This window comes from Sulfitobacter alexandrii (genome assembly GCF_001886735.1).
GTDB classification, from domain to species: domain Bacteria; phylum Pseudomonadota; class Alphaproteobacteria; order Rhodobacterales; family Rhodobacteraceae; genus Sulfitobacter; species Sulfitobacter alexandrii.
In genome coordinates this window covers 1,479,418-1,502,322 of sequence record NZ_CP018076.1, presented here as the reverse complement: position 1 = coordinate 1,502,322, position 22,905 = coordinate 1,479,418, and the positions used below count along the sequence as shown (strand labels likewise).

General features: G+C 65.1%; 19 protein-coding genes and 2 tRNA genes. 4 read left to right on the top strand and 17 right to left on the bottom strand.

Features of this window, described 5'->3' with window-relative positions:
- Positions 1-74: 74 nt before the first annotated feature.
- Positions 75-1,139: an extracellular solute-binding protein gene (locus tag BOO69_RS07255; RefSeq protein ID WP_071971563.1), complete on the bottom strand. Its 1,065-nt coding sequence runs from the start codon at positions 1,137-1,139 to the stop codon at positions 75-77.
- Positions 1,140-1,288: 149 nt separating this feature from the next.
- Between BOO69_RS07255 and BOO69_RS07250 the strand changes: the two genes are divergently transcribed.
- Positions 1,289-3,313, top strand: coding sequence for an oxidoreductase (locus BOO69_RS07250; protein ID WP_071971562.1), 2,025 nt, complete (start codon positions 1,289-1,291; stop codon positions 3,311-3,313).
- Here BOO69_RS07250 and BOO69_RS07245 read toward each other — a convergent pair.
- The 4 genes from BOO69_RS07245 to BOO69_RS07230 are packed head-to-tail and all read right to left on the bottom strand — an operon-like array spanning position 3,305 to position 9,076.
- Positions 3,305-4,696, bottom strand: a complete 1,392-nt coding sequence (locus BOO69_RS07245; protein ID WP_156874881.1) for an aminotransferase — start codon at positions 4,694-4,696, stop codon at positions 3,305-3,307. The two genes, BOO69_RS07250 and BOO69_RS07245, sit on opposite strands and share 9 nt — an antisense overlap.
- Before the next feature lie 20 nt (positions 4,697-4,716).
- On the bottom strand, positions 4,717-5,904 hold the full coding sequence (locus BOO69_RS07240) for an aminomethyl transferase family protein (RefSeq protein ID WP_071971561.1): 1,188 nt from the start codon (positions 5,902-5,904) through the stop codon (positions 4,717-4,719).
- Positions 5,901-7,445: a phytoene desaturase family protein gene (locus BOO69_RS07235; protein WP_071971560.1), complete on the bottom strand. Its 1,545-nt coding sequence runs from the start codon at positions 7,443-7,445 to the stop codon at positions 5,901-5,903. Before BOO69_RS07235 ends, BOO69_RS07240 begins: the two co-directional genes overlap by 4 nt.
- Positions 7,442-9,076: a phytoene desaturase family protein gene (locus BOO69_RS07230; RefSeq protein ID WP_071971559.1), complete on the bottom strand. Its 1,635-nt coding sequence runs from the start codon at positions 9,074-9,076 to the stop codon at positions 7,442-7,444. Before BOO69_RS07230 ends, BOO69_RS07235 begins: the two co-directional genes overlap by 4 nt.
- A gap of 108 nt (positions 9,077-9,184) precedes the next feature.
- On the opposite strand from BOO69_RS07230, the gene BOO69_RS07225 reads away from it, so the two are divergent.
- Positions 9,185-9,844 carry a TetR family transcriptional regulator C-terminal domain-containing protein gene (locus BOO69_RS07225; RefSeq protein WP_071971558.1) on the top strand — a complete coding sequence of 220 codons (660 nt, stop codon included), beginning with the start codon at positions 9,185-9,187 and terminating at the stop codon, positions 9,842-9,844.
- 3 nt (positions 9,845-9,847) lie between these two features.
- On the opposite strand, the gene BOO69_RS07220 is transcribed toward BOO69_RS07225, so the two are convergent.
- From BOO69_RS07220 to BOO69_RS07185, 8 genes are all read right to left on the bottom strand, one after another.
- On the bottom strand, positions 9,848-10,744 hold the full coding sequence (locus BOO69_RS07220; protein ID WP_071971557.1) for a helix-turn-helix transcriptional regulator: 897 nt from the start codon (positions 10,742-10,744) through the stop codon (positions 9,848-9,850).
- Between the two features lie 53 nt (positions 10,745-10,797).
- Complete coding sequence (locus BOO69_RS07215; protein ID WP_071971556.1) at positions 10,798-11,613, bottom strand: ABC transporter substrate-binding protein; 816 nt, start codon at positions 11,611-11,613, stop codon at positions 10,798-10,800.
- A 25-nt stretch (positions 11,614-11,638) separates the two neighbouring features.
- Positions 11,639-12,373, bottom strand: a complete 735-nt coding sequence (locus tag BOO69_RS07210; RefSeq protein WP_071971555.1) for an ATP-binding cassette domain-containing protein — start codon at positions 12,371-12,373, stop codon at positions 11,639-11,641.
- Positions 12,366-13,073, bottom strand: a complete 708-nt coding sequence (locus BOO69_RS07205; RefSeq protein WP_071971554.1) for an ABC transporter permease — start codon at positions 13,071-13,073, stop codon at positions 12,366-12,368. Before BOO69_RS07205 ends, BOO69_RS07210 begins: the two co-directional genes overlap by 8 nt.
- Positions 13,074-13,291: 218 nt before the next feature.
- Complete coding sequence (locus BOO69_RS07200) at positions 13,292-15,274, bottom strand: HWE histidine kinase domain-containing protein (RefSeq protein WP_156874880.1); 1,983 nt, start codon at positions 15,272-15,274, stop codon at positions 13,292-13,294.
- 156 nt (positions 15,275-15,430) lie between these two features.
- A tRNA-Val gene (locus tag BOO69_RS07195) sits at positions 15,431-15,506 on the bottom strand.
- Between the two features lie 35 nt (positions 15,507-15,541).
- Entirely contained in the window at positions 15,542-16,114 is a 573-nt protein-coding gene (locus tag BOO69_RS07190) for a histidine phosphatase family protein (RefSeq protein WP_071971552.1), read from the bottom strand.
- Positions 16,114-16,689 carry a histidine phosphatase family protein gene (locus BOO69_RS07185; protein WP_071971551.1) on the bottom strand — a complete coding sequence of 192 codons (576 nt, stop codon included), beginning with the start codon at positions 16,687-16,689 and terminating at the stop codon, positions 16,114-16,116. Before BOO69_RS07185 ends, BOO69_RS07190 begins: the two co-directional genes overlap by 1 nt.
- 202 nt (positions 16,690-16,891) lie before the next feature.
- Here BOO69_RS07185 and BOO69_RS07180 point away from each other — a divergent pair, with 202 nt between their 5' ends.
- Positions 16,892-17,605, top strand: coding sequence for a hypothetical protein (locus BOO69_RS07180; protein ID WP_071971550.1), 714 nt, complete (start codon positions 16,892-16,894; stop codon positions 17,603-17,605).
- Between the two features lie 213 nt (positions 17,606-17,818).
- Here the strand turns inward: BOO69_RS07180 and BOO69_RS07175 are convergent.
- Positions 17,819-17,893: transfer RNA gene (locus tag BOO69_RS07175), tRNA-Val, on the bottom strand.
- Between the two features lie 57 nt (positions 17,894-17,950).
- Positions 17,951-18,337 carry an HU family DNA-binding protein gene (locus tag BOO69_RS07170; RefSeq protein ID WP_071971549.1) on the bottom strand — a complete coding sequence of 129 codons (387 nt, stop codon included), beginning with the start codon at positions 18,335-18,337 and terminating at the stop codon, positions 17,951-17,953.
- 321 nt (positions 18,338-18,658) lie between these two features.
- Between BOO69_RS07170 and BOO69_RS23615 the strand changes: the two genes are divergently transcribed.
- The gene (locus BOO69_RS23615) at positions 18,659-19,090 is read left to right on the top strand and encodes a tail fiber domain-containing protein (protein WP_071971548.1); all 432 of its coding nucleotides are present in this window, start codon (positions 18,659-18,661) and stop codon (positions 19,088-19,090) included.
- A gap of 65 nt (positions 19,091-19,155) precedes the next feature.
- Here BOO69_RS23615 and lon read toward each other — a convergent pair whose 3' ends face one another.
- On the bottom strand, positions 19,156-21,567 hold the full coding sequence (lon, locus tag BOO69_RS07160) for an endopeptidase La (RefSeq protein WP_071971547.1): 2,412 nt from the start codon (positions 21,565-21,567) through the stop codon (positions 19,156-19,158).
- 238 nt (positions 21,568-21,805) lie between these two features.
- Positions 21,806-22,903 (bottom strand): alkene reductase, encoded by a 1,098-nt coding sequence (locus tag BOO69_RS07155; RefSeq protein WP_071971546.1) that lies wholly within the window; start codon positions 22,901-22,903, stop codon positions 21,806-21,808.
- Positions 22,904-22,905: the final 2 nt, after the last annotated feature.

Sequence of the window (22,905 nt, the reverse complement as noted above, 5' to 3'; positions counted from 1 at the left end):
ACCCCGCGAAAGGAAACCGCCGCGACCCCTTCGGATCGCGGCGGCATGTGACCTCTGCAAAAAGATCCGGCGGCTCAGAAGCCGGCCTTGATGTTCTCGAACTCCGCGATCATCTTCTCGCGCATCTCGGGCTGGGGCGGCGCCTGCCACAGGGTGTTCGCCCGCAGGGCGTCGTTGCTGTCGAGCCCCACCGATTTCAGCATCTCCTGGTCCATCTCCGCCATGCGTGCCGCGTTGGAATGGCCGTAGCCCCAGGCATTCACGATATAGTCGGCGGATTCCGGGGCGAGCCAGGCGTTGATGAAGTCGTAGAACTTGTCATCGGACCCCTCGCCGTCCTTCAGCTTGACGTAGCCGCAGACCCAGCTCGAGGCGCCCTCGTCCGTGTCGCGCTTCATCGCGATGGGCAGGCCCTCGCCGCCCATCGTGGCCGAGGTCTCGTTCCAGGCCCAGGCGAGTTCCACCTGCCCCGACTGCATCAGCTGCGCCAGCGAGGAGGAACTGTCCCAGTAGGACAGCACGTTCTGGTGCACCTTGCGCAGGAAATCTGAGGCCGCCTGGAACTGTTCGTCCGTGGCCTGCGTCCAGTCCTGCACGCCGGTGGCGAGGAAGCCGAGCGCATAGGCGTCGTCCACGCTGTCGCCCACGGAAACCTTGCCGGCCATCGACGGGTCGGCGAAGATCTGCAGCGACTGGACCTGCTCCTCGGTCAGCTTCTCGGTGTTGTAGGTCAGCGCGGTGTTGCCCCAGTCCATCGGGACGAAGTAGTACTCGCCGTCCTTCTTGTAGGCCTCGATCTCGCGGAACTCCTCGTTCAGCTCGTCCCAGCGGTCGATCCGCGAGGTGTCGAGCGGCTCCAGCAGGCCCGCTTCCATCCATTTCGGCACGGACTGCGAACAGGGGTGCGCGGCGTCCGCCTTGAACCCCGAGCGGAGCTTCTGGAACGCCTCTTCCTCGTCGCCGAAGAAGGCGAAGGTGGGTTTTTCGCCGTGCTCTTCGATGTAGGCGCTGTAGAATTCGGGATCCTCGTACCCGGCCCAGTCGAATACCGTCAGTTCGGCATCCTGCGCCATGGCGGTCGATGTCAGCAGCGCGGCGGCTCCGGCCAGCGCGGCGACCTTCAGTCTTGAAGTGGTCATCCGTCTCTCCCTTGTCTGTTCTTGTCGGCCGGCCGGACGCGTTCCGGCAAACCTCTGGCCCTGAGGCTAAGGGGGAAAGAGAGTTGACACAACATTTATTTGAGCGCTCAAATAATAATGATTGAAAAACCGGGGGCTTCGACCAGAAAATGCGCGATTCAAGACATGACATCCTTTTCGAGCCGCTCCGACTGGGCCCGGTGACCGCCCCGAACCGGTTCTACCAGGTCCCGCATTGTACCGGCATGGGCTGGCGTCGGCCGCGCAGCCTTGCCGCGATGCGCGGCGTGAAGGCCGAAGGCGGCTGGGGCGTGGTGAATACCGAATACTGCTCCATTCATCCCACGTCGGACAACGATTATTACGCCTATTGCGCGCTTTGGGATGACAGCGACATCCGTGCGCATCGGCTGATGACGGATGCGGTGCATGCACACGGCGCGCTGGCGGGTGTCGAACTCTGGGCCGGGGGCGGCATGATCGTGAACCATGCCACCCGGCTTCCTCCGATGGGGTTGCGCAGCCTGCCCCAGACCGACGATGGCGAGGTCCAGCCGGGCCAGACCCGCCCAATGGACCTGACCGACATTGCCGACCTGCGCCGCTGGCACCGCGATGCGGCCCTGCGCGCCGTCGAGGCCGGTTTCGACATCGTCTATGTCTACGCCACCCACGGCTATCTGCTGTCGCAGTTCCTTGACGCACGGACCAACACCCGCACCGACGCCTATGGCGGGCCGTTGGAAAACCGGGTGCGGCTGGTGCGCGAACTGATCGAGGACACGCGGGAGGCCCTGTCCGGCCGCGCCGCGGTCGCGTGCCGCTTCAGCGTCGGGCTGGAAGACGCGGAAAGCTACGATGCCTTCGGCCTGCTCGCCGATCTGCCGGACCTGTGGGACCTGACGGTGCCGGACTACGACATCGAGATGAGCAATTCACGTTTCGTCAGGCAGGGCGCGCTGACCGAAAGCGTGGCGAGGGCCAAGGCCCTGACCGACCGGCCGGTCGTGGCGGTGGGCCGTTTCACCGACCCGGACATGATGGCGCAGGTCATCCGCAGCGGGGCACAGGACATGATCGGCGCCGCCCGCCCGTCCATCGCCGACCCGTTCCTGCCGCTGAAAATCCGCGAGGGGCGCAGCGCGGACATCCGTGAATGCATCGGCTGCAACATCTGCTACGCCCATGACAGCCAGGGCGTTCCGATCCGCTGCACGCAGAACCCCACGATGGGGGATGAGTGGCGGTTGGGATGGCACCCGGAACGCCTTGCCGCCGCGCCGTCGGCGGCGCGTGTTCTCGTGGTCGGTGGCGGCCCCGCGGGGCTGGAAGCGGCCCGTGTGCTGGGCGCGCGCGGCCACGAGGTGATGCTGGCAGAGGCGCGTCGGGTCATGGGCGGCCGCGTGACGCGTGAATCCGCCCTGCCCGGCCTGTCGGAATGGGCGCGGGTCCGCGACTGGCGGCTGGGACAGATCGCGAAAATGGACAACGTCACCCTGTACCCCGAAAGCCGGATCGGGCCGGACGACCTGCCCGCCATGTCCGTCGACCACCTGATCGTGGCCACCGGCGCGCATTGGGCCGACGATACCGTCGGGCGCAACAATCCCTACGGCCTGCACGAGATGGACAGGGACATGATCGTCAGCGCCGACGACGTCCTGGCGGGGCATATGGTGGAGGCGGAACATATCGCGATCTACGACGACGACCACTATTACCACGGCTCGGTCCTCGCACTGGCGTTGCGCAGGGCCGGCCATGACGTGATGCTCGTCACCCCGGCGGGGCGGGTCTGTGAATGGGGGACGTTCACGCAGGAACAATACGCCTCGACCGCGGCGCTGATCGCCGCGGGCGTGCGGATCGTGACGAACCGCGTGATGACGCAGGCGGCGGGCGGGGCCGCGCGCTTGGCCTGCCCCTTCGGCGGCGCGGATATCACGCTGGCCTGCGACGCGGTCCTGCCGCTGACCCGGCGCATACCCGACCGAACCCTGTACGATGCGGTACGCGCGACCGATCACGGCCTGCAAAGCATCAGCCTGATCGGAGACGCCGAAGCGCCCGGACTGATCGCCGCGGCGGTGTATTCGGGCCACCGCGCGGGCATGGAACTGGGCGAGACGGTGGACCTCGCCGCCCGCTACGGGCGGCGGGAGACCTCAGTCTGACGCCATCTCGGCCGTCACCTCTTCCAGCGCCTCTTCGAGCAGATCGAACATCTCGTCCACCTGTGCCCTGGTGATCACCAGCGGCGGCGAGAAGACCGCCATGTTGATCAGGGGCCGTACCAGAAGACCGCGCTTCTCGCAGGCTTCGTCCAGCAGCGCGCCCAGTTTGCGTTCCGCCGCGAGCGACGTGCCGGGCGTGTCCGGACGGCCCTCGATACAGCCCAGCAGGCCCATGCCGCGCAAGTCGCCCACGATGGGAAACTTCGCCAGCGCACGCAGCCGGGACTGGAAATGCGGCGTGATCTCGCGGGTGTGTTCGAGGATCCGCTCTTCTTCCATGATCTCGATATTCTTCAGTGCGGCGACACAGCAGACTGGATGCGCCGAATAGGTATAACCGTTGGAAAACAGGACATTCTCGTCCGGGCCGGTCATCCGCTCCATCACGCGGTCGGAAATGATGCAGGCCCCCAGCGGCAGATAGCCCGACGTCAGCCCCTTGGCGCAGGTGATGATGTCGGGCGTGATGCCGAACACGTCCTCCGAGGCGAACCAGTGCCCCAGCCGGCCGAACGCGGTCACCACCTCGTCCGAGATATAGAGGATATCGTGCTTGCGGCAGAGTTCATGCGTGCGCTTGTGATAGCCTTCGGGCGGAACGATGACACCGCCGGAACACAGGATGGGTTCCGCGATGAAGGCGCCGACGTTCTCGGCGCCGACCTCCTCGATCATGTTCTCGAGGTCTGCGACCTTGGCATCGCACCAGTCCTCGACGCTCATGCCGTCGGGGCGGTTGTAGGGGTTCACGTCGGGCAAAAACCGGACGAGGCGTTTCTCGATGTCGAAACGGCTCTTGTCACGTTCCTTGCCGGTCACGGTCGACGCGAGGTAGGTCGAGCCGTGGTAGCCCTTTTCACGGGCGATCACGATCTTCTTGTCGGGCCGACCGAGGGCGTTGTTCATGAAATGCATCGTGCGCAGCGCGGTGTCGACGGCGGTGGAACCGCCGGTGGTGAAGAAGACGTTGTTGAGGTCGCCGGGCGCGAGATCGGCGATCTTCTTGGCGAGGATCGTCGAGGGGTCGGTGGTCGTGGTCCAGGGCGACGTGTAGGGCAGACGCATGACCTGTTCGGCAATCGCCGCCGCCATGTCCTTGCGGCCATAGCCGATCTGGACGCACCACATGCCCCCCGGCCCGTCGATGTAGCGTTTGCCCTCGGCATCCCACAGATAGATGCCCTCGGCGCTTTCGATCGGGTGATAGTCGCTCTCCTGCCAGGCGTCCATCGCCGCCCAGGGATGCAGCTGGTGATTGCGATCCCATTCGTTCAGAAGGTCCGGCGGTGTGCCGTTGGTCATGTCGCGCGGAAGCGTTGTCATGTCTTTGCTCTCCTTGGTCATCAGAAGGCGGCGGGCGGAGTTGCCCGCGCACGTCCGTTGATGAAAAATGGCTTGTCCTGGACCGTCACGGGCACCATGCGGCGCGCCCAGCGGCCCTCCTGATTGACATAGATTTCGGCCCAGAGGTCCTTGACCTTGCCGACGCCGAACGGGGCCTTCAATTCGGCCAGGGCGATGTTGCGCTTGGTCGTCGGCGACCAGACACCCGAGGTGACATAGCCGACCTCGCGCCGTTTGCGGTGGTAGATCAACGCGTCCTGCGCGGGTTTGAACCCGCCGAGGTCCACCTTGACCAGATGGGTCCGCAGGCCCTTGTCGCGTTGGGCCAGCAAGGCGCGGCGCCCGTTGAAGTGGCCCTTGTCGAAATGCACCAGCCGGTCGAACCCCAGTTCGAGCGGTGTGCGCCCCCGGTGCAGCCGCATCGTGGCGTGCACCGGCTGAAAATCCATCCCGGCCGCCATGAACCCGGCCTCGATCCGGGCGATGTGCAGCGCATCGTAGCCGACCGCGCGCAGCCCCCAGTGGTGCCCCGCGTCCCACAGCCGGTCCCACAGCGGCAGCGCCTTGTCCCACGGCACCCAGAGCTCGTAGCCGAGGTCGCCGGTGAACCCGGTCCGCGAGATCCAGAGGTCCGTTTCAACCTCGCGCCAATCGAAGGGCTTCATGTCGCCCACGTCCAGCCCCGCCTCCTTGAGGACCGAGTACGCGGTCGGCCCCTGCAGGGAAAGGCCCGCGACCTCGTGGCTTTCATCGCGCACCTCGACGTCGAAGCCCCAGGACGCATCGAGCAGCCAGCCCATCATCCGTTCCTGACAGCACAGGCGGAAGTCCGTGGCGGAGAACCGAAAAAGCGTGCCGTCGTCGATCAGCATGCCCTCCTCGTCGCACCAAAGGACGTAGCCGACGCGCCCGTCGCCGATCTTGCGCAGATCCCGCGTGACCACCCGGTTGAGCATGTCCAGCGCGTCAGGCCCGCTGACGCGGTACTTGTGCATCGGTGAGATGTCGAAAAGCGTCGCCTGGTTGCGGATCGCGAAATACTCGAACTCCGCCGTGTCGAGAACGGAAGGCGACAGGTATCCCGCCCAGTTCATCCAGCCCTTGGCATGGCTCAGGCTTTCCAGGCGATCGTGGAACGGACCGGCAATCAGGCCGATCGGAACGGTCCCGGCAACGGCATGGCTCATGACGGTATTCCCTCTTCCAGCAGGCGGCGCGCCGCGTTGCGACCGGGAGACCCGGTGATATCCCCGCCCGGATGCGCGGAAGCACCGCACAGGTAGTATCCCCCGATGCCGAAGGCGTAGCGCGACATGCCGTTCACGGGACGCACCGTGAGAACCTGGTCGATGCTGAGTTCGCCGTGGTGCCAGTGCCCCCCCGGCGCCCCGGTCGAGGCCGCGATGTCGTCTGGGGTCAGAAGGGTCTGACCGGTGACGCGGCCGGACAGGCCGGGCATGTAGGTTTCCAGGGTGCCGATGACCTTGCGGGCAAGATCCGCGCGCGCCTCTTCCGTCCAGCCGCCCTCGGGGTCGAAAGGCACGTAGCTGACGATTGCCGACAGCACCTGCCGCCCGTCCCTGCACAGCGACGGGTCCGTGAGCGAGGGCAGCACGGCCTCGATCACCGGCGCATCGGAAACGCGGCCGTATTTCACCGGGTTGAAGGCGCTTTCCACGTAGGTTGCCGAAGGCGCCACGATCAGCCGCCCCGCCTTCTGCGCGTCGCTCAGACCCGGCATGTCGGGCGCCTCCGACAGCACGAGGTTCAGCTTGGCTGCCGTTCCCTTCGCCCGCATCTTGCGCAACCGGCGCGTGGCTTCGATGTCGAAATGGGCGGGGCCGGCAAGCCGCATGGTGGTTGCGGCCCCGAGACTGGACAGCACGGCCCGCGCGCGCAGCTCCGTGCCGTCCTCCAGCGTGACGCCGCGCACCCGGTCATCCTCCACCGAGACGGAGGCCACGCCGGTGCCGCACCGCAGGACCGCCCCGGCATCCGCCGCCGCCTTTTCGAAGGCCCCGAAGCCGCCCATCGGCCAGGCGGACTCGCCGCCCTGCCCCATGCGGTACATCAGCGTGAACACGGACCCCGGCGCGCGGGGCCCGCTGAATGCCCCCCGAACCGCGTCGGCGGCCAGCGCCCCCGCGACCGGCCCGTCGGAAAGATCGTCCAGAAGCAGGTCATAGGCGTTGGACAGCACGATCCGAAGGAACTCCCGCATGTCCTCCTTGCCCAACCGCTTGAGGTTCAGACCGAGCTTTGCCAACCCGCCGAGGTCGCGCAGGCTGGCGAGGTTGGCCAGACCCTCGGCAAGCGAGGGCGGTGGCGCGTCCGACATCTGCCCCAGCAGCCCCGCAAAGCGCACCAGACGCGCCCGAAGTTCCGCATAGGCCGCGGCATCCGGGTGGGCTTCGCCATCGGCATGACGCAGGCTGTCTCCGCGCAGTTCGGCGTGGCGTCCGTCCGGGGACAGGGCGATGGTGGGCAGTCGGCGCGCATCCACCGTCAGGCCGGTATCCTTGGCCACCGCCGGGCTGAGATTATAGAGCAGATGGGCGATTTCGGGCCCCCGCGCGCCTTGCGCATAGTCCACCATGCGCGCCATGCCGCCGGGCTGCGCCGTTTTTTCCACCACGCAGACCCGCTTGCCCTTGCGCGCCAGCACCGTCGCCGCCGTCAACCCGTTGTGGCCCGCGCCGATCACGATCACATCGAAGGAATCGCTCATGCCGCGAACCTCGGCATCTCGCGCCCCTTGCCGGCCCGGCGCAGGATCTCGCGCGCCGCGTTCGCGCCCGGCGCGGCCATCACGCCGCCTCCCGGATGACTGGACGACCCCACCATGAACAACCCTTCGATCGGCGTGGTGTAATCGGAATAACCCGGCACGGGCCGATTGAAGAGAAGCTGGTCGAAGGTCAGTTCACCCTGGAAGATGTTGCCTTCTGTCAGGCCCACCTCGTTCTCGATGTCGAGCGGCGTACGCACCTCCGCGTGGACGATCCGCTGGCGGATGTCGGGCATCGCCTGCTCCATCTTGTCATAGACGCAATCGGCGAGCGCCGCGCGGGTCGTCGCGTTCCAGTTCCGGCCGGACCGTGTGCCGTCCACGTCGAGGTCGTAGGGGGCGTATTGCACGAAGACGGTCATCATGTGCTTGCCCGGCGGCGCCATGGTCGGGTCGATCTGGCTGGGGATCAGCATGTCGAAATAGGGCTCGGCCGACCATTTGCCGTCTTTCCAGTCGTCGTAGCCGCGCTCCAGCTCGGCCAGGGAGGTGGAGCAGTGAAGATCGCCCCGCAGGAACGGCGCCCCCTTGGGCGCGGCCGGAAACTCCGGCATCCCGTCCAGCGCGATATTCAGCTTGGCCGACGACCCGCGAATCTTGAACCGTTCGACCGCCCTCGTGAAGTCGTCGGGCACCTCGACCGGGTCCACATGCTGCAGGAAGGTGCGCTTCACATCCATGTTCGACGCCACGATGGGGGCATCGTAGGTATCGCCGTTCTCCAGCGCGACACCCACGACCTTGCCGTCTCTGATCCGGAAACTGTCGATACCCGAGCCCTTGCGGATCTCGCCGCCCGCCTCTTCGAAGGCCATGCCGAGCGCCTTGGAAATCGCCCCCATGCCACCGCGCGCGAAGCCCCACGCGCCGATCGCGCCGTCCACGTCGCCCATGTAGTGATGCAACAGCACGTAGGCGGTGCCGGGGGAATACACCCCCAGCCCCGTTCCGATGATCCCGGACCCGGCAAGATGCGCCTTTATGAGATCGCTTTCGAAATGCTCGTCGAGGAAATCGCCGATGGACATGGTCCAGAAGCGGATCGTCTCCCCCAGTTCCTTCGCCCCGAGGCCATGCGCCTTTTTCACGAGGAACGCCAGTTCACCGAGGTCCCGCGGATGCAGCGACGTGGGATCGGGCGCGCCGCGCAGCAGGAAGGGCCGGATGAAACGGCACTGGCGCATCACCGTCTGCGAGAAACGCGCGTAGGAATCCACGTCGCGCGGGCTGTGCCGGGCGATTTCACGCAGCAGCGCGTTGTGATCCGACATGTAGGCAAAATAGTCATTATCGCGGGTGAAGGTCGCCCCGCCCTCGTAGGGAATCACCTGAAGGCCGAAACGCGGCAGTTCAAGGTCGCGCACGATCTCCCGGCGCAGGAGCGAGCAGACATAGGAACAATTGGAATAGGTCCAGCCGTCATGCAGGGACCGGCTGACCGCAGCCCCGCCGATCCAGTCGTTCTTCTCGACAATCAGGGTCTTGAGCCCCGCCTTGGCGAGGTAGCAGCCGGCGGTCAGGCCGTTGTGCCCCGCCCCCACGATGATCGCGTCGTACTTTGCCCCGGACATGCGCCCTCTCCTCGCTGCTTGGCTCCAGTCTTACCGGAGCGCGAATTTGTCGTAAAGTTTTTTTGAGCGCTCAAACAAAAACAAATGGAATGACATTGCCGCCCCGGTATGAAAAAAACGACGACACCCCCGGAGGAACGGCGATTGACCGACGAGACGATCAACAGCAGCACGAAGCCCCGCAAGGAACGCAAGGACAACGCGGACCGTCGGCGTCGGCAGTTGCTCGATGCGACGCGGCGCTCGATCATCGAACACGGTCTGGCCAAGACGACGCTGGCCACGGTCGCGGCCGAAGCGGGATTGTCGCAGGGCGTTGCTGTCTTCTACTTCAAGTCGAAGAACGGGCTGCTGGTGGAAACCCTGCGGGCGCATTACCAGTTCTACGCCGACACCTGGCGCGCGGCGCTCGACACGGCCGGGCCGGATCCGCGGGACCGGCTGATGGCCCTGATCGCGGCGGATTTCTCGCCGGAGGTCTGCTCGCCCGAATCGCTGTCGCTGTGGTTCGCTTTCTGGGGTGAACAGACCTTCGTGCCGCAATACGCTGCGATCTGCAGGGAGTTCGATACCGATCGCAGCGGCGCGATCCGGGAAATCTGCGGCGCGCTGATGCAGGACGCTGAAGAGCAGAAGGTCAAGCAGGTGGCGCAGTGGATCGACACGCTGACGGACGGGTTCTGGCAGAACCTGCACCTGCAGCCGAACCGGATGACGCCCGCACAGTGCCTCGAGTCGACCCGTGCGATGATCGACGCGCTGATCTGAGGGTCAGGCGTTCCAGGTGACGCGGCCGAGATGTCCGATGTCGTAGCCCCCGCTGGAGGCCGCCCGACGGGCAAAGGTTTCTTCCGCGAAAAACGCCATCAATCTCTTCATCGGCGCATCGAACCACGCCTTGCGTTCTACCAGAAGGGAGAATTCCTCCTCGACCAGCGGCAGGAATTCCAGCCCGTAGGCGCGCGCGGCGGCCTCCAGCCCGAAGGTGGCCTCGGCATCGCCGCGGCGCACGGCCTCGACCGCTTCGTCCTCCGTCCGGGCCACGTCCGCCAGCCGCAGCCCGTCCCGCGCCAGACCGGCCTTGTCCGCCAGTTCCCAGAACAGGATCTCCGTCCCCGATTCCGGCTGGCGGGGCACGAAGCTGCGCCCCTCAAGGTCGGAAAAACTGCGCGGCGCCGCGCCACCCGACCTGAAGACCAAGCCACGCTGGCGCAGCGCGAAAGTGACCAGTACCGCATTCTGGCCCGCTGCCGCAGCCGCCACGGCGGGCACGTTCCAGTTGTTCGAAACGGGATCGTGGATGTGCAGCCCCGCCGCGACCCCCTCGCCCGCCGTGAAGCGCCGCAAGCCGTCCAGCGATCCGTCGTAGTAGCTGGCAAGCCCGCAACGCGATTGTCGGATCGCCCAGTCAAGCAAGGGATCGTGACTGCCCAGCAGGATCGGCGCACGCGCCACCGAGGGCGGCGCGGCCACGCCACTGCCCGACTTCGCCCGCTCGATCCACGCGCGGATCTCGTCGGCCGGGAACAGCAGCTTGCCGGTCGCGCGCGAACACGGCACGCTGCCCGACGCGGCCAGGTCGTAGACCTTGCGCTCCTTCAGACGCAGCAGGTCGGCCAGTTCCCTGACCGTCAGGTATTCGTGGTCGGGCATCGAAGGTTCCGTCATGGCATGTCCACCGTCATCCGGGCAGAGGACGGCCCTCTGCCCGGATGAGCCTATCAGTTACCGGGGGCGTTGGGAAAGAACAGCTGCTGGTCCGCTACCTTGTATGCCGCGATGGCCGCCTGTCCCTCGGCCGAGACCAGCCAATCGGCAAAAGTCCGGGCAGCCTCGGCATTCACGCTCGGGCATTTTTCGGGGCTGACCGGGATCACGCCATACTGGTTGAACATGTCCTCGTCCCCTTCGACGGCGATGGCGTAGTCCTGCTTGTTCTCGAAGCTGATCCACGTGGCGCGGTCGGTCATCACGTAGGCGCCCATGCCGATGCCCGCGTTCAGCGTGGCCCCCATGCCGGAGCCAGTCTCGCGGTACCAGTCGCCGCTGGCGGCAGTCGGGTCGACCCCCGCGTCCGACCAGAGCGCCATTTCCTTCTTGTGCGTGCCGCTGTCATCGCCGCGCGACGCAAACAGCGCACCGGCCTCGGCGATCTGCGTCAGCGCGCCCTCGACATCGGACATGCCCGCGACGCCCGCCGGGTCCGCCTCGGGGCCGACGATGACGAAGTCGTTGTACATCAGGTCGGTCCGGTCGGTGCCGAACCCGGCCTCGACGAATTTCATCTCCGCCGCCTTGGCGTGGACCAGCAGCACGTCGCCATCGCAGTTCTCGGCGTTCTTGATCGCCTGGCCGGTGCCGACCGCGACGACATTGACCTGGATGCCGGTTTCATCCTGAAAGAGCGGCAGCAGGTAATCGTACAGGCCCGAGTTCGCGGTCGACGTCGTCGACTGCACGATGATCGATTCCTGCGCCATGGCCGCGCCGCCGAGCAGCGCCAGGACCGCCGGGGTGATGAGGTATCTCTTGAGCATTATGGTTCCTTCCCTTTTTGCTGTTTCAGAGGACAATTCTGCCGTTCAGGTAATCCCGGGCCACGGCGCTGCGCGGCTCGGGGAAAAAGTCGGTCGCGCGGGCATGCTCCTCGACGCGGCCCCGGTGGAGAAAGACCACCTCGTCAGCGATCCGGCGTGCCTGCCAGACGTCATGGGTGACGAAGACGATCCGCATGCCGTCGTCGCGGGCCTGCGCCACGATGCGCTCGATCGCGAGGACAGACGCGGGATCGAGACTGGCCGTGGGTTCGTCGAGGAACATCAACTCGGGGTCGGTGGCGAGCGCCCGCGCCAGCGCAAGACGCTGCGCTTCTCCGCCCGACAGCAGGCGCGCGGGCTGGTCTGTCTTGTGAGCCAGCCCCACGTGATCCAGCAGCCCCGCCCCGCACGCGCGATCCTTGCCACGGGCTTTCAGGACGAAGTCGATATTGGCCGCGACGGACCGACGCAGCAGCACCGGCTTCTGGAACACCATCGCCTGCCGGGCCGTCACGGCGCCCGGCGGCTGACCGCCCCAGCGGATGTGGCCCGACGTGGGCGCGATGAGCCCGTGCAGCAGTTTCAGCAGCAGGCTCTTGCCCGCTCCGTTCGGCCCCATGATGACGGTGCAGCCCGCCCCCTGGAGATCCATCGACAGCCCGTCCAGCACCGCCGCGCCGCCCAGCCGGAGGACGAGGTCGCGCACCTTTAGCGGCAGCAGCGCCGGCGGACCGGAAGATGTCGTGCGCCGCTCAGACATGCGCCTGCCGTGTCGCCGTCATCCGCACCGACTGCGCGGCGGCGTTCACGCCGAGCGCGATGACCAGCAGGACGATCCCGAGTGCAAGGGCAAGCGCCAGATCGCCCTTGGAAGTTTCGAGCGCGATGGCCGTCGTCATCACGCGGGTGAGATGGTCGATGTTGCCGCCCACGATGATCACCGCGCCGACCTCGGCCACGGCACGGCCGAAACCGGCAAGCCCCACTGTCAGCAGGGAGTAGCGGGCATCCCACAGAAGCGCCCGCATGATCTGCAGCCGTGTGAGACAGAGAGAGCGGAACTGTTCGGCATATTCCGCGTGCAGGTCTTCCAGCACCTGACGGGACAGGGCCGCCACGATCGGCGCGATCAGGATGGTCTGGGCCACGATCATGGCGGTCGGGGTATAAAGCAGCCCGAGAAACCCGAGCGGTCCCGATCGCGACAGGTAAAGATAGACGAGCAGACCGACGACCACGGGCGGCAGTCCCATCAACGCATTCACCAGCACGAGAACAGCCCCCCGCCCCCGGAAGCGCACGATGGCCAGAAGACCCCCCAGGGGCAGACCGACGAGGCACGCAACCGCAGTCGCGGAAAGGCTGACGCGCAACGACAGCAGCACGATTTCCAGCAGGTCGCGGTCAGCGGAAATCACCAGCGCGACCGCAAGACCCAAGGACTCCCCGATGCTGTGCATTATTTCCCCATCGCTGCATTTTATCCGGACTCACCGGTGCCCGTCGCGGAGACCACACAATATCGATGTGGGAATCAACAGTAGATTTTCGAGGATGTCGCTGCAAATCACCGATTTGTCGCGTTATGACCGCGACCGATACCGATTGCAAAATTTCCCTCGGCTTGGCGCGCAAGCCCCGACTGCCGCCGGGAATTACTGGTCAGCCAGCGCGGGTTTCAGTTGAGGGTGTGTTGCACCGCCGACATCAGCTCGGCATTCGAGATCGGCTTTTCAATGAGCGGTGCCGCCGTACGGGCGTCCCCTTCGGGAAAGCCGCCGCCATTGCCACTGACCACGATGAAAGGAACGCGCCGCGCGCTCAGCGCCTCGGCCACCGGGGCGGAACTCTCGCTGCAAAGGTTCGCGTCAAGCAACGCGATATCGGGCAGCTCGCCCTGCAAGGCGTCGAGGGCGGTAGTAACGGTGCTGAACTGGCCGAACACGTGGTGCCCCTCGGAGGTCATCAGATCCGCGAGGTCGAGCGAAATGATCGCATCATCTTCGACGACCATGACGGACAGCGGCCGCTTCTCGGGGTTCTGCACATCCTCGGACACGGGTCGCGCCGACGCAACACGGGACGTCCGATTCAGCGGCAAGACGAACCGATAGGTGATACCGTGATCGCCAAGCACCCTTTCAACGGAACCGCCCATCTGGGTCTCGACCAGATTGGTCAGAAGGACCGAACCGAAACCGCCCGCGGAATCACGCAGTTCGGCGTCCCGTCCGATCACGCCCCCTGTCTCGACCCAGTCGAGCGTGATGCTGCCGTCGGTATCGTTGGACCAGGCCACCGACAACCTGCCGGCGTCATGGCTGATGCTGCCGTATTTCATGGCGTTGGTCGTCAGTTCGTGCAGGATCATCGCGAAAAGCTGCGCCTGCTGGGGCTTGAGCACGATGCGCGGGCCGCTCAGGGTGATCCGATCCGAAATCTCCTGGCCCAGGGGCGCAAGCTCGTCTTCGACCAGGTCCCGGAACTCAAGAGTGATCCAACGCTTCCGACCCAACAGGGAATGCACCCTCGAGAGGGCGGTAAAGCGATCGGACAACTTGGCCTTGATGTCGGCGACATCCGTCCCCTGGGCCATCCGGGTTATGGACTGGACAACCGCCAGCATGTTGCGTGCACGGTGGTCGATTTCCGCCGCCATCACCTTCTCGCGTTCGCGGTGACGTTCGCGGTCCAACCAGAACATGGTCGTCTCGAGCACCTTTTCGACCGTTCCGACGTTCACGGCATGGAAACGTATCGCTTCCCCCGCATGAAGATAAAGCACCGAAACGACCTGCCCCTGTTCGGTCCATGGCACGGCCAGCACCCCCGATACACCCTTGCGGGTCAGGAAATCACGATCGTCCGCCGCGAGGTCCGGATCGGCGAGCGATAGCTGAACCACCCTGCCCGTCATCAGCCGCTGCACGTGATCCGGCGGGAAAAAGGCCAGATCGTCATCGGTGGCGGCCACGCCAGCGGCGCACCACTCCTTGGTCAGCGTCAGCCCCTCCCTGCCGGATTGCGCCACCCGGTCCAGCATCCCGACCCGGTCGGCGTTCAGCAGACCGCCCAGATGCGACAGGGACAGCGCCAGCGCATCGTCCGCCTTGTCGCAGTCCCGCAGCTTCTGGTTTAGCACGACCAGCCCCTCGGCGTTGCGTGCCTGAATGACCTTTTCCGTCGTTTCGCTGCCCGAGTTGAAGATCCCGACGATGCGGCCATCCTCGGCCCTGAGCGGGGTGAAGCTGTAATTCCAGTAGGTTTCTTCCTCGAATCCGTAGCGCCGCATCGGAAGCAGCTGATCCTCGAGGAACAGCCCCTGGCCGGTCCCGATCAGTTCGGCGAACTGGGGCTGGATGATGTGCCAGATGTCGCTCCAGACGTCCTCCGCCCGCGCGCCGAGCGCCTCCGGATGCCGGGGGCCCGGGATCGGCGACCAGGCATCGTTATAGAGCAGCCGCAACTCCGGCCCCCAGTAGATCGCCGTGGGAAAAGCCGAGTTCAGCGCGATGGACAGCGCGGACCGCAACGTCTGCGGCCAGGTGTCGGGCGGACCGAACGGATGATCCTGCCAATCGTGGTTTCGGATGCGCTGCGCCATCTCGCCCGTTCCGGCGAGAAAATCCATCGGATCGTACAGACTCTGTTTCTTCAGCACTTTCGCGCGTCTCCCCCCGGGCACCACCGTCAACGCCCCACGGGGCCGCCGGTGAGGGAAGTGTAGAGCGCGGGTGTCTTTCAACAAGGCCGAAAGGAAAATACTTTTTTCGGACCGCAACTTGCGTGGGTCGGAAGGCAGCTAAAAGAGAGCGAGTGGTGGGTCGTGAGAGGCTCGAACTCCCGACATCTTCGGTGTAAACGAAGCGCTCTACCAACTGAGCTAACGACCCGGTCCGGATCTCTTAGCCCAAGGCCGGGGGCCGCATCAAGCCCCTAAAGTCAGGCGGTACTGGCGACCGTCGACCACGTGGAATACCACGCCCTGCCCTCCGTCCACATGGCGCAGGTCTGCCAGCGGCCTGCCGGTGAGCAGCAGGCGCAGCATCCGCGAGGTGATGCCGTGTGTCACGAGGATCGCCGGCCGGCGCAGCGTCGCGATGAAGGCGCTGCAGCGGGCCTGAAGCGCATCCAGCCCTTCGCCCCCCGGCGCCAGTTCGTAGAGCGCGAAACCGTCGGCCGCCCCGGTCTGCGCGAGGAGCGTCGCACGGTCCCGACCGGCCCATTCCCCCAGGCCGATCTCGGACAGCGCCGGGTCGGTGCGCAGGTGACCGGGCATGTCCCGCATCACGATGCGCGCGGTTTGCAGCGCCCTGCCCTGCGGACTGCTGACAAGGTCGAACCCGTCGGTATCGCGCGCCCCAAGGATCGCGCGCTGTGTCTCGGCCTGCGCCCGACCAAGGTCGGTGAGGTCCGAATGGAAATGACCCTGAAGCCGGCCCATGGCGTTCCACGTCGTCTCGCCGTGGCGCAGGATATAGAGCGGCGGGACGCTGGTCATCACGGCGCCTCCAGCCGGGTTTCGACACCCTTGTCCAGCCGGTAGACGCAGCCCTGCAGGTTGGAGAGCCGCCCGGCGTCCTCGGGCGGCAGACCGCAGGCTTCCGCCCGGAGCACCTGGCCCAGCAGGCCGTGGGCCACGATCACGGTGGGGCCTTGGAGGTCCTGCATGAAATCACGGATACGGGCGTGAAAGGCGGCCAGCCCCTCGCCGCCCGGGGCCGCCTCGTATATGTCGAGAGGTGTCGGCGCACGCGCCGCGAGGTCCGGGTGCGCCTCGAGGATGTCCTCGCGCCGCAAGCCCTGCCAGTCGCCCGCGTCGATTTCCATCAGCCGCGGATCGGTCCGGTAGGCTGTGCCGCAGAGCGCGATGTCGGCGGTCTGCCGCGCCCGTCCGAGCGGCGAGACGATGAGCGCCGGCCCCGCCGCGAGGATCGGCGGCATCAGGCTGGCCTGGCGCCGCGCCTCGGCGACGCCTTGGTCGGTCAGCGGGGAATCGAGCCGCCCCTGCAGGCGGTGATCGCGGTTCCATTCCGTCTGACCATGGCGCAGGAACCAGATTGTCGGGTAGGTCATGTCGGCTCCTTCGCATCCCCCTGCACGCGACCGGAACATCGGCAAGGAATCGCCTGCGTTGCATAAAGGACTCAGGCCGCCGCGAACAGTCCGCACCGTCGGCGTTCTGCGGTTAGGGCCATTGTGTTGCCTCCCGCACAGGTCGAAAAGAGGGCAGCGACACCCGGAAAAAACCGGGGCCTAAACCTGTTGGAGCAGTATCATGAAGACATTTCTCGCCGCCGCGTTCGGCATTCCCCTCCTTTGCGCCACCGCCGCCCACGCGGTCGAAGTGACCGGAGGGTCGGTGCAACTTTCCTACTCCGGCTTCACTTCCGACTGGGACGTGGACAAGATCGCCATCGAAGGGTCCGTGGAATTCGGCTTCGACCGCAGCTTCGGCGCGCAACTCGACCTCGGTGCCGCGAAATTCGGCGCGTCCAACGAGGATGTGCAATCGATCGGTCTGCACGGGATCTATCACGTTGATGACTACACCTCTCTCGGCGCCTTCTACGTGAACGACAATTTCGACGCGGGCGATGCCGATTTCTATGGCGTCGAAGCCGGCCACGAAATGGCGCTGTGGGATTTCGAAGGCTATCTCGGCCGACTTGACGACAGCACCGCCGACGCGACGTTGCTGGGCGTTTCCGCGCGTTACGAGTTGCAGAATGGCGTCGGCATCACCGGCGCGCTCGACCACCTGAACCCCGAGGGGGTCGGCGATGCCACGCGTCTTGGCGTCAAGATCGACCGCGACGTGGTCGGCAGCGACGTCAACCTCTTCCTCGAGGTCGGTGCCGTGCGGGCCGACGTCGGCTTTGGCAGCGATACCGAGACCTACGTGGGCATCGGCGGCAAGTACGTCTTCGGAGCGGAGCGCGGCGCCACCTTCGAGCAGCGTGGCCTCGCGAAGTTTCTGCCGGGCCTCTGACCCAAGACGGGGGCGCAGCACGTCTGCGCCCTCTTCGCCTTGCATATGGATGCCCACACACGACCTGCCGAAAGCGTGGCATCATTCCGAAGACATCGGAAAAGCGGTGGGTGACAGAAGATTTGAACGCCTGACCCAGAGTGCCCGAAGGGCGCGCGTAGGTCAGGCTCTCAGCCTACCAACCGGCCGGTTCTTATCGAAGCGCGGGAAGAATGGTGGGTGATAAGAGATTTGAACTCCTGACATCTTCGATGTGAACGAAGCGCTCTACCACTGAGCTAATCACCCTTGCCGCGCGAATTAGCCAATCGCGCGGGCGGTTGCAAGAGGGGATGCGAAAAACCGTTACTCGGCCGCATCCGGCATCGTATCGGACGGACCGCTTTCGGATCCGCCAGCCTGCCGGACCTTGACGACCATGACACGGCCATTCGGCATCTGCTTTTCACGACGGACCTTGACCTTGCCGAAGGGCGGCAGAACCAGTTCACGGTTATCGGCCAGCGCCTCGCCCAGAACGGACAGCAGGCTTTCGACGACGGGCTTTGCGTCCTTCTTCTTGATGCCGGAACGTTTCACGACCTGGTCGATCAGTTCCTTCTTGCGCAAGACGGGGCCGAGGATGACCGATTGCGGCGCATCGACGACGGCAGGGGTTGCTTTTGCGGCGGCGGCGGGCGCCTTGCCATCAATCGCGGTGACGGGTGCGGGAGTTTCAGATTTTGTTGCCACGGGGGTCTTTCTGGTCCTTGTGGACCGGGTTGATTTGGTTGCCATTGTACTGCCTCGTAGGTTCTTTTGCTTTTTTTCCGTTCTAGCACACCGATCCTCCCGTGGATACGAAAATGCGACCGCCGCCTCGCATATTCGCGCGAGTGTGCCGATTCTGCGCAGTTTGCTGTCGGCCTGCGATGGAAATGCCCGATTCCGGGCCGCGCGACGTTCCCGAGGCGTGGCAACGGTCAAACACCGCATCCGGTGCGGTGCGTTCAAATCTGTTGACCGATGACACGAGTCCACCACAACATGTCTCCACTCACAGGAGGGTATTTAATGAAAAACCTGTTCAAAGCATCCGCATTGTCCCTTTGCATCGCCGCGTCGTCTGCCACGGCCGGCTCGCTTGCCGAACCCGTTGTCAGCGCACCTGTCATCGTGGAAGAAGCCTCGACCTCGTCCGGCGGCGCCCTGATCCCGTTGATGATCCTCGCGCTTGGCGTGATCGTCCTCAGTTCTGGAAACAACGGCGGGGGTGGCGGTGCCGTCAGCGACGCCCGGCTCAAAACCGACATCAAACCGGTGGGCATGACCTCGATGGGCCTGCCGCTTTATCAATACCGCTACGTCGGCGGACAGCAGACGTTCGAAGGCGTCATGGCGCAGGACGTGGCCAAGGTCATGCCCGAAGCGATCATTCCGATCGGTTTCGGCTACATGGCGGTGGATTACGACATGCTCGGGCTCGAGATGCGCGCCGTCAGATAACACCGCACAAAAAAAGCGCCCCGATCCGGATCGGGGCGCTTTCGTTCATTCAGGCCGTGTCGGCGTCAATGCGCGGTTGCGCTGTCGCCCGACCCCTTCTGCGCGGCCAGCGTGGCGGCGGCTGCTGCATCTTCAGCCTCCTGATCCCATTCGATGGGTTCCGGCTGGCGCACCAGCGCATGCTTCAGCACATCGGACACGTGGCTCACGGGGATGATGGTCAGCCCTTCCTTCACGTTGTCGGGGATATCCGGCAGATCCTTCTCGTTTTCCTCGGGGATGAGCACCGTCGTGATGCCCCCCCGCAAGGCCGCGAGCAGTTTCTCCTTCAATCCGCCGATGGCGGAGGCATTGCCGCGCAGCGTGACCTCGCCGGTCATGGCGATGTCCTTGCGCACGGGGATCTGTGTCAGCACGGACACGATCGCCGTCACCATGGCCAGACCGGCCGAAGGCCCGTCCTTGGGCGTGGCCCCGTCCGGAACGTGAACGTGAATGTCCAGCGTGTCGAAGCGTGGCGGCTTGACGCCGATCTTCGGGCTGATCGACCGGACGTAGCTTGAGGCCGCGTCGATCGACTCTTTCATCACGTCACCCAGCTTGCCGGTGGTCTTCATCCGGCCCTTGCCCGGCAGGCGCAGGGCCTCGATGCTCAAGAGCTCCCCGCCCACGGATGTATAGGCAAGGCCGGTCACCACGCCGATCTGGTCCTCTTTCTCCGCGAGGCCGTAGCGGTGCTTGCGCACGCCGAGGAACTCCTCGAGGTTGTCGCCCGTGACCGTGATGCTCTCCGCTTCCTTGCGGACGATCTTGGTGAGCGACTTGCGCGCCACCTTGGCGATCTCCCGCTCGAGGTTCCGAACGCCCGCCTCGCGGGTGTAATAGCGGATCATGCCGGTCAGCGCGGAATCCTCGATGGAGAATTCCTTGGCCTTCAGCCCGTGGTTCTTGATCTGCTTGGCCACGAGATGCTGCTTGGCGATCTCGCGCTTCTCGTCCTCCGTGTATCCGGAGAGAGGGATGATCTCCATCCGGTCGAGAAGCGGCCCCGGCATGTTATAGCTGTTGGACGTGGTCAGGAACATCACGTTCGACAGGTCGTATTCCACTTCGAGATAGTGGTCCACGAAGGTCGAGTTCTGTTCCGGATCGAGCACCTCCAGCATGGCCGAGGCAGGGTCGCCACGGAAGTCCTGACCCATCTTGTCGATCTCGTCGAGCAGGATGAGGGGGTTCGTGGTCTTGGCCTTCTTCAGCGCCTGGATGATCTTGCCGGGCATGGAGCCGATGTAGGTCCGCCGATGACCCCGGATCTCGGATTCGTCCCGCACGCCGCCGAGCGAGATGCGGATGAACTCGCGCCCCGTGGCCTTGGCGACCGATTTGCCCAGCGAGGTCTTGCCCACGCCCGGAGGGCCGACAAGGCACATGATCGGGCCCTTCAGCTTGGACGAACGCTGCTGCACGGCAAGGTATTCGACGATGCGTTCCTTGACCTTCTCGAGACCGTAGTGATCGTCGTCCAGCACCTTCTGGGCCTTCGACAGGTCCTTCTTGGTCCGCGACTTGACACCCCACGGGATGGACAGCATCCAGTCGAGATAGTTGCGCACCACGGTCGCCTCGGCGGACATCGGCGACATGTTCTTGAGCTTCTTCAGCTCCGCATCCGCCTTTTCCTTGGCTTCCTTGGACAGCTTGGTGTCGTTGATCCGCGCTTCCAGCTCGGCGACCTCGTTCTTGCCGTCCTCGCCGTCGCCCAGCTCCTGCTGGATCGCCTTCATCTGTTCATTGAGATAGTATTCGCGCTGGGTCCGCTCCATCTGGGACTTCACGCGGGTCTTGATCTTCTTCTCGACCTGCAGGACGGACATTTCGCCCTGCATCAGGCCATAGACCTTCTCGAGCCGTTCGGAGACCGACAGCGTTTCCAGAAGATCCTGCTTCTGCTCCACCTCGATGCCAAGGTGACCGGCAACGAGGTCGGCCAGCCGGGCGGGCTCGCTCGTTTCGCCGACCGCAGCCAGCGCCTCGTCCGGGACGTTCTTCTTCACCTTGGCGTAGCGCTCGAATTCATCCGCGACCGTCTTGATCAGCGCCTGCGTGGTCGCCGCATCGCCGGGCATTTCGGTCAGATACTCCGCCCGCGCCTCGAAGAAGTTCTCGTTGTCGAGATATTCGGTGATGCGCACCCGCGCCTGACCTTCGACCAGTACCTTGACGGTGCCGTCGGGCAGCTTGAGCAGCTGCAGCACGTTGGCGAGCACACCCGCCTTGAAGATGCCCTTGCTGTCGGGATCATCCTCGCCGGGGTCGATCTGGCTCGACAGCAGGATCTGCTTGTCGTCGGACATGACTTCCTCGAGCGCGCGCACGGATTTCTCGCGACCGACGAACAGCGGGACGATCATGTGCGGGAACACCACGATATCGCGCAGCGGCAACACCGGGTAGGAAGCGTTAAGTGGCTCTAACATGCTCTTTTCCTTATACTAGCAAGACGAAAGGGTCCCTTTCTAGGCAACCGCCGCCGTCTCCTGACATGGGATGGATATGTCTATCCGTCCCGCCTGTTTCAATCCCTTCTGGGCTTTGGATCATCATCGCGCGGCGCCGCGGCCATGGCAACCGGGCTTTTGCGCGGAGGATCCGAATTCACGCCCGAAGGGTCCTGCGCGGCGAAGGGCCGTCGCGCAGGACACCGGTCGCCCTGCCCTATTCCGCCGCTTCCTTGCTGTACGCGGGATAGTCCGTGTAGCCTTCGCGCCCGCCGCCGTAATAGGTCTTCTGGTCCCCTTCCGCGATCGGCAGATCCTGCCGGTAGCGTTCCACGAGATCGGGATTGGCGATGAACGGACGCCCGATGGCGATGAAATCCGCGTGGCCGTTCTTCACCGCCTCGAGCGACATGGCGCGATCGTAGCCATTGTTGGCCATGTACGGCCCATCGAACAGCGCGCGCAGCTTGTCGATGCTCTGCCCCTCTTCGAGGTCGCGCGATCCGCCGGTGGCCCCTTCGATCATATGCAAATACGCGAGGCCGAAACGGTTCAGCTCCTTGATCACGTATTCGAAGGTTTCCTGCGGATTGTCGTCGCTGCTGCCGTTGGCGGGCGAGAAAGGCGACAGGCGCAGGCCAACCCGGTCGCCGCCCCAGATCCTGGTGACGGCTTCGAGCACCTCCAGCAGCAACTTGGCGCGGTTCTCCACCGGGCCGCCGTATCCGTCGGTGCGGTAGTTGCTGCCGGTCTTGAGGAACTGGTCCAGAAGGTAGCCATTGGCGCCGTGCACCTCGACGCCATCGAAGCCCGCGTCCTTGGCCAGCTTGGCCGCGTTGGCAAAGTCAGCGATGAGCCGGGGGATTTCCACCAGCTCCAGAGCGCGCGGATCGGATGTGGCTTCGAAACCGTTTGCCGTGAAGGTCTTGACCCCTGCATTGGTCGCCGACGGCGCCACGGGCTGCTGGCCATTGGGCTGCAGCGAGGTGTGGCTGATCCGGCCGACATGCCAGAGCTGCAGCACGATCTTGCCGCCCGCCTCGTGCACCGCGTCGGTCACCCTGCGCCATGCGGCGGCCTGACCCGGGGTATGGATGCCGGGCGTCTGGATATAGCCCTTGCCCTCGGGGCTGATCTGCGTGGCTTCGGTGATGATGATGCCGGCGCCCGCGCGCTGGCGATAGTAGTCGACGTGCATGTCGCCCACTTCGCCGGTGTCGTCGTCCGCGCGGTTCCGGGTCAGCGGCGCCATCACGATCCGGTTGTCGGCTTCGATGGCACCTGCCTTGGCGGGTGTGAAAAGCGGTTCGGTCATGT

What these genes read in the sequence shown, in the direction of transcription:
- BOO69_RS07255 (WP_071971563.1), bottom strand. Translation starts at nt 1,139, where the DNA reads ATGACCACTTCAAGACTGAAGGTCGCCGCGCTGGCCGGAGCCGCCGCG.
- BOO69_RS07250 (WP_071971562.1), top strand. Translation starts at nt 1,289, where the DNA reads ATGCGCGATTCAAGACATGACATCCTTTTCGAGCCGCTCCGACTGGGC.
- BOO69_RS07245 (WP_156874881.1), bottom strand. Translation starts at nt 4,696, where the DNA reads ATGACAACGCTTCCGCGCGACATGACCAACGGCACACCGCCGGACCTT.
- BOO69_RS07240 (WP_071971561.1), bottom strand. Translation starts at nt 5,904, where the DNA reads ATGAGCCATGCCGTTGCCGGGACCGTTCCGATCGGCCTGATTGCCGGT.
- BOO69_RS07235 (WP_071971560.1), bottom strand. Translation starts at nt 7,445, where the DNA reads ATGAGCGATTCCTTCGATGTGATCGTGATCGGCGCGGGCCACAACGGG.
- BOO69_RS07230 (WP_071971559.1), bottom strand. Translation starts at nt 9,076, where the DNA reads ATGTCCGGGGCAAAGTACGACGCGATCATCGTGGGGGCGGGGCACAAC.
- BOO69_RS07225 (WP_071971558.1), top strand. Translation starts at nt 9,185, where the DNA reads ATGAAAAAAACGACGACACCCCCGGAGGAACGGCGATTGACCGACGAG.
- BOO69_RS07220 (WP_071971557.1), bottom strand. Translation starts at nt 10,744, where the DNA reads ATGACGGAACCTTCGATGCCCGACCACGAATACCTGACGGTCAGGGAA.
- BOO69_RS07215 (WP_071971556.1), bottom strand. Translation starts at nt 11,613, where the DNA reads ATGCTCAAGAGATACCTCATCACCCCGGCGGTCCTGGCGCTGCTCGGC.
- BOO69_RS07210 (WP_071971555.1), bottom strand. Translation starts at nt 12,373, where the DNA reads ATGTCTGAGCGGCGCACGACATCTTCCGGTCCGCCGGCGCTGCTGCCG.
- BOO69_RS07205 (WP_071971554.1), bottom strand. Translation starts at nt 13,073, where the DNA reads ATGCACAGCATCGGGGAGTCCTTGGGTCTTGCGGTCGCGCTGGTGATT.
- BOO69_RS07190 (WP_071971552.1), bottom strand. Translation starts at nt 16,114, where the DNA reads ATGACCAGCGTCCCGCCGCTCTATATCCTGCGCCACGGCGAGACGACG.
- BOO69_RS07185 (WP_071971551.1), bottom strand. Translation starts at nt 16,689, where the DNA reads ATGACCTACCCGACAATCTGGTTCCTGCGCCATGGTCAGACGGAATGG.
- BOO69_RS07180 (WP_071971550.1), top strand. Translation starts at nt 16,892, where the DNA reads ATGAAGACATTTCTCGCCGCCGCGTTCGGCATTCCCCTCCTTTGCGCC.
- BOO69_RS23615 (WP_071971548.1), top strand. Translation starts at nt 18,659, where the DNA reads ATGAAAAACCTGTTCAAAGCATCCGCATTGTCCCTTTGCATCGCCGCG.
- lon (WP_071971547.1), bottom strand. Translation starts at nt 21,567, where the DNA reads ATGTTAGAGCCACTTAACGCTTCCTACCCGGTGTTGCCGCTGCGCGAT.
- BOO69_RS07155 (WP_071971546.1), bottom strand. Translation starts at nt 22,903, where the DNA reads ATGACCGAACCGCTTTTCACACCCGCCAAGGCAGGTGCCATCGAAGCC.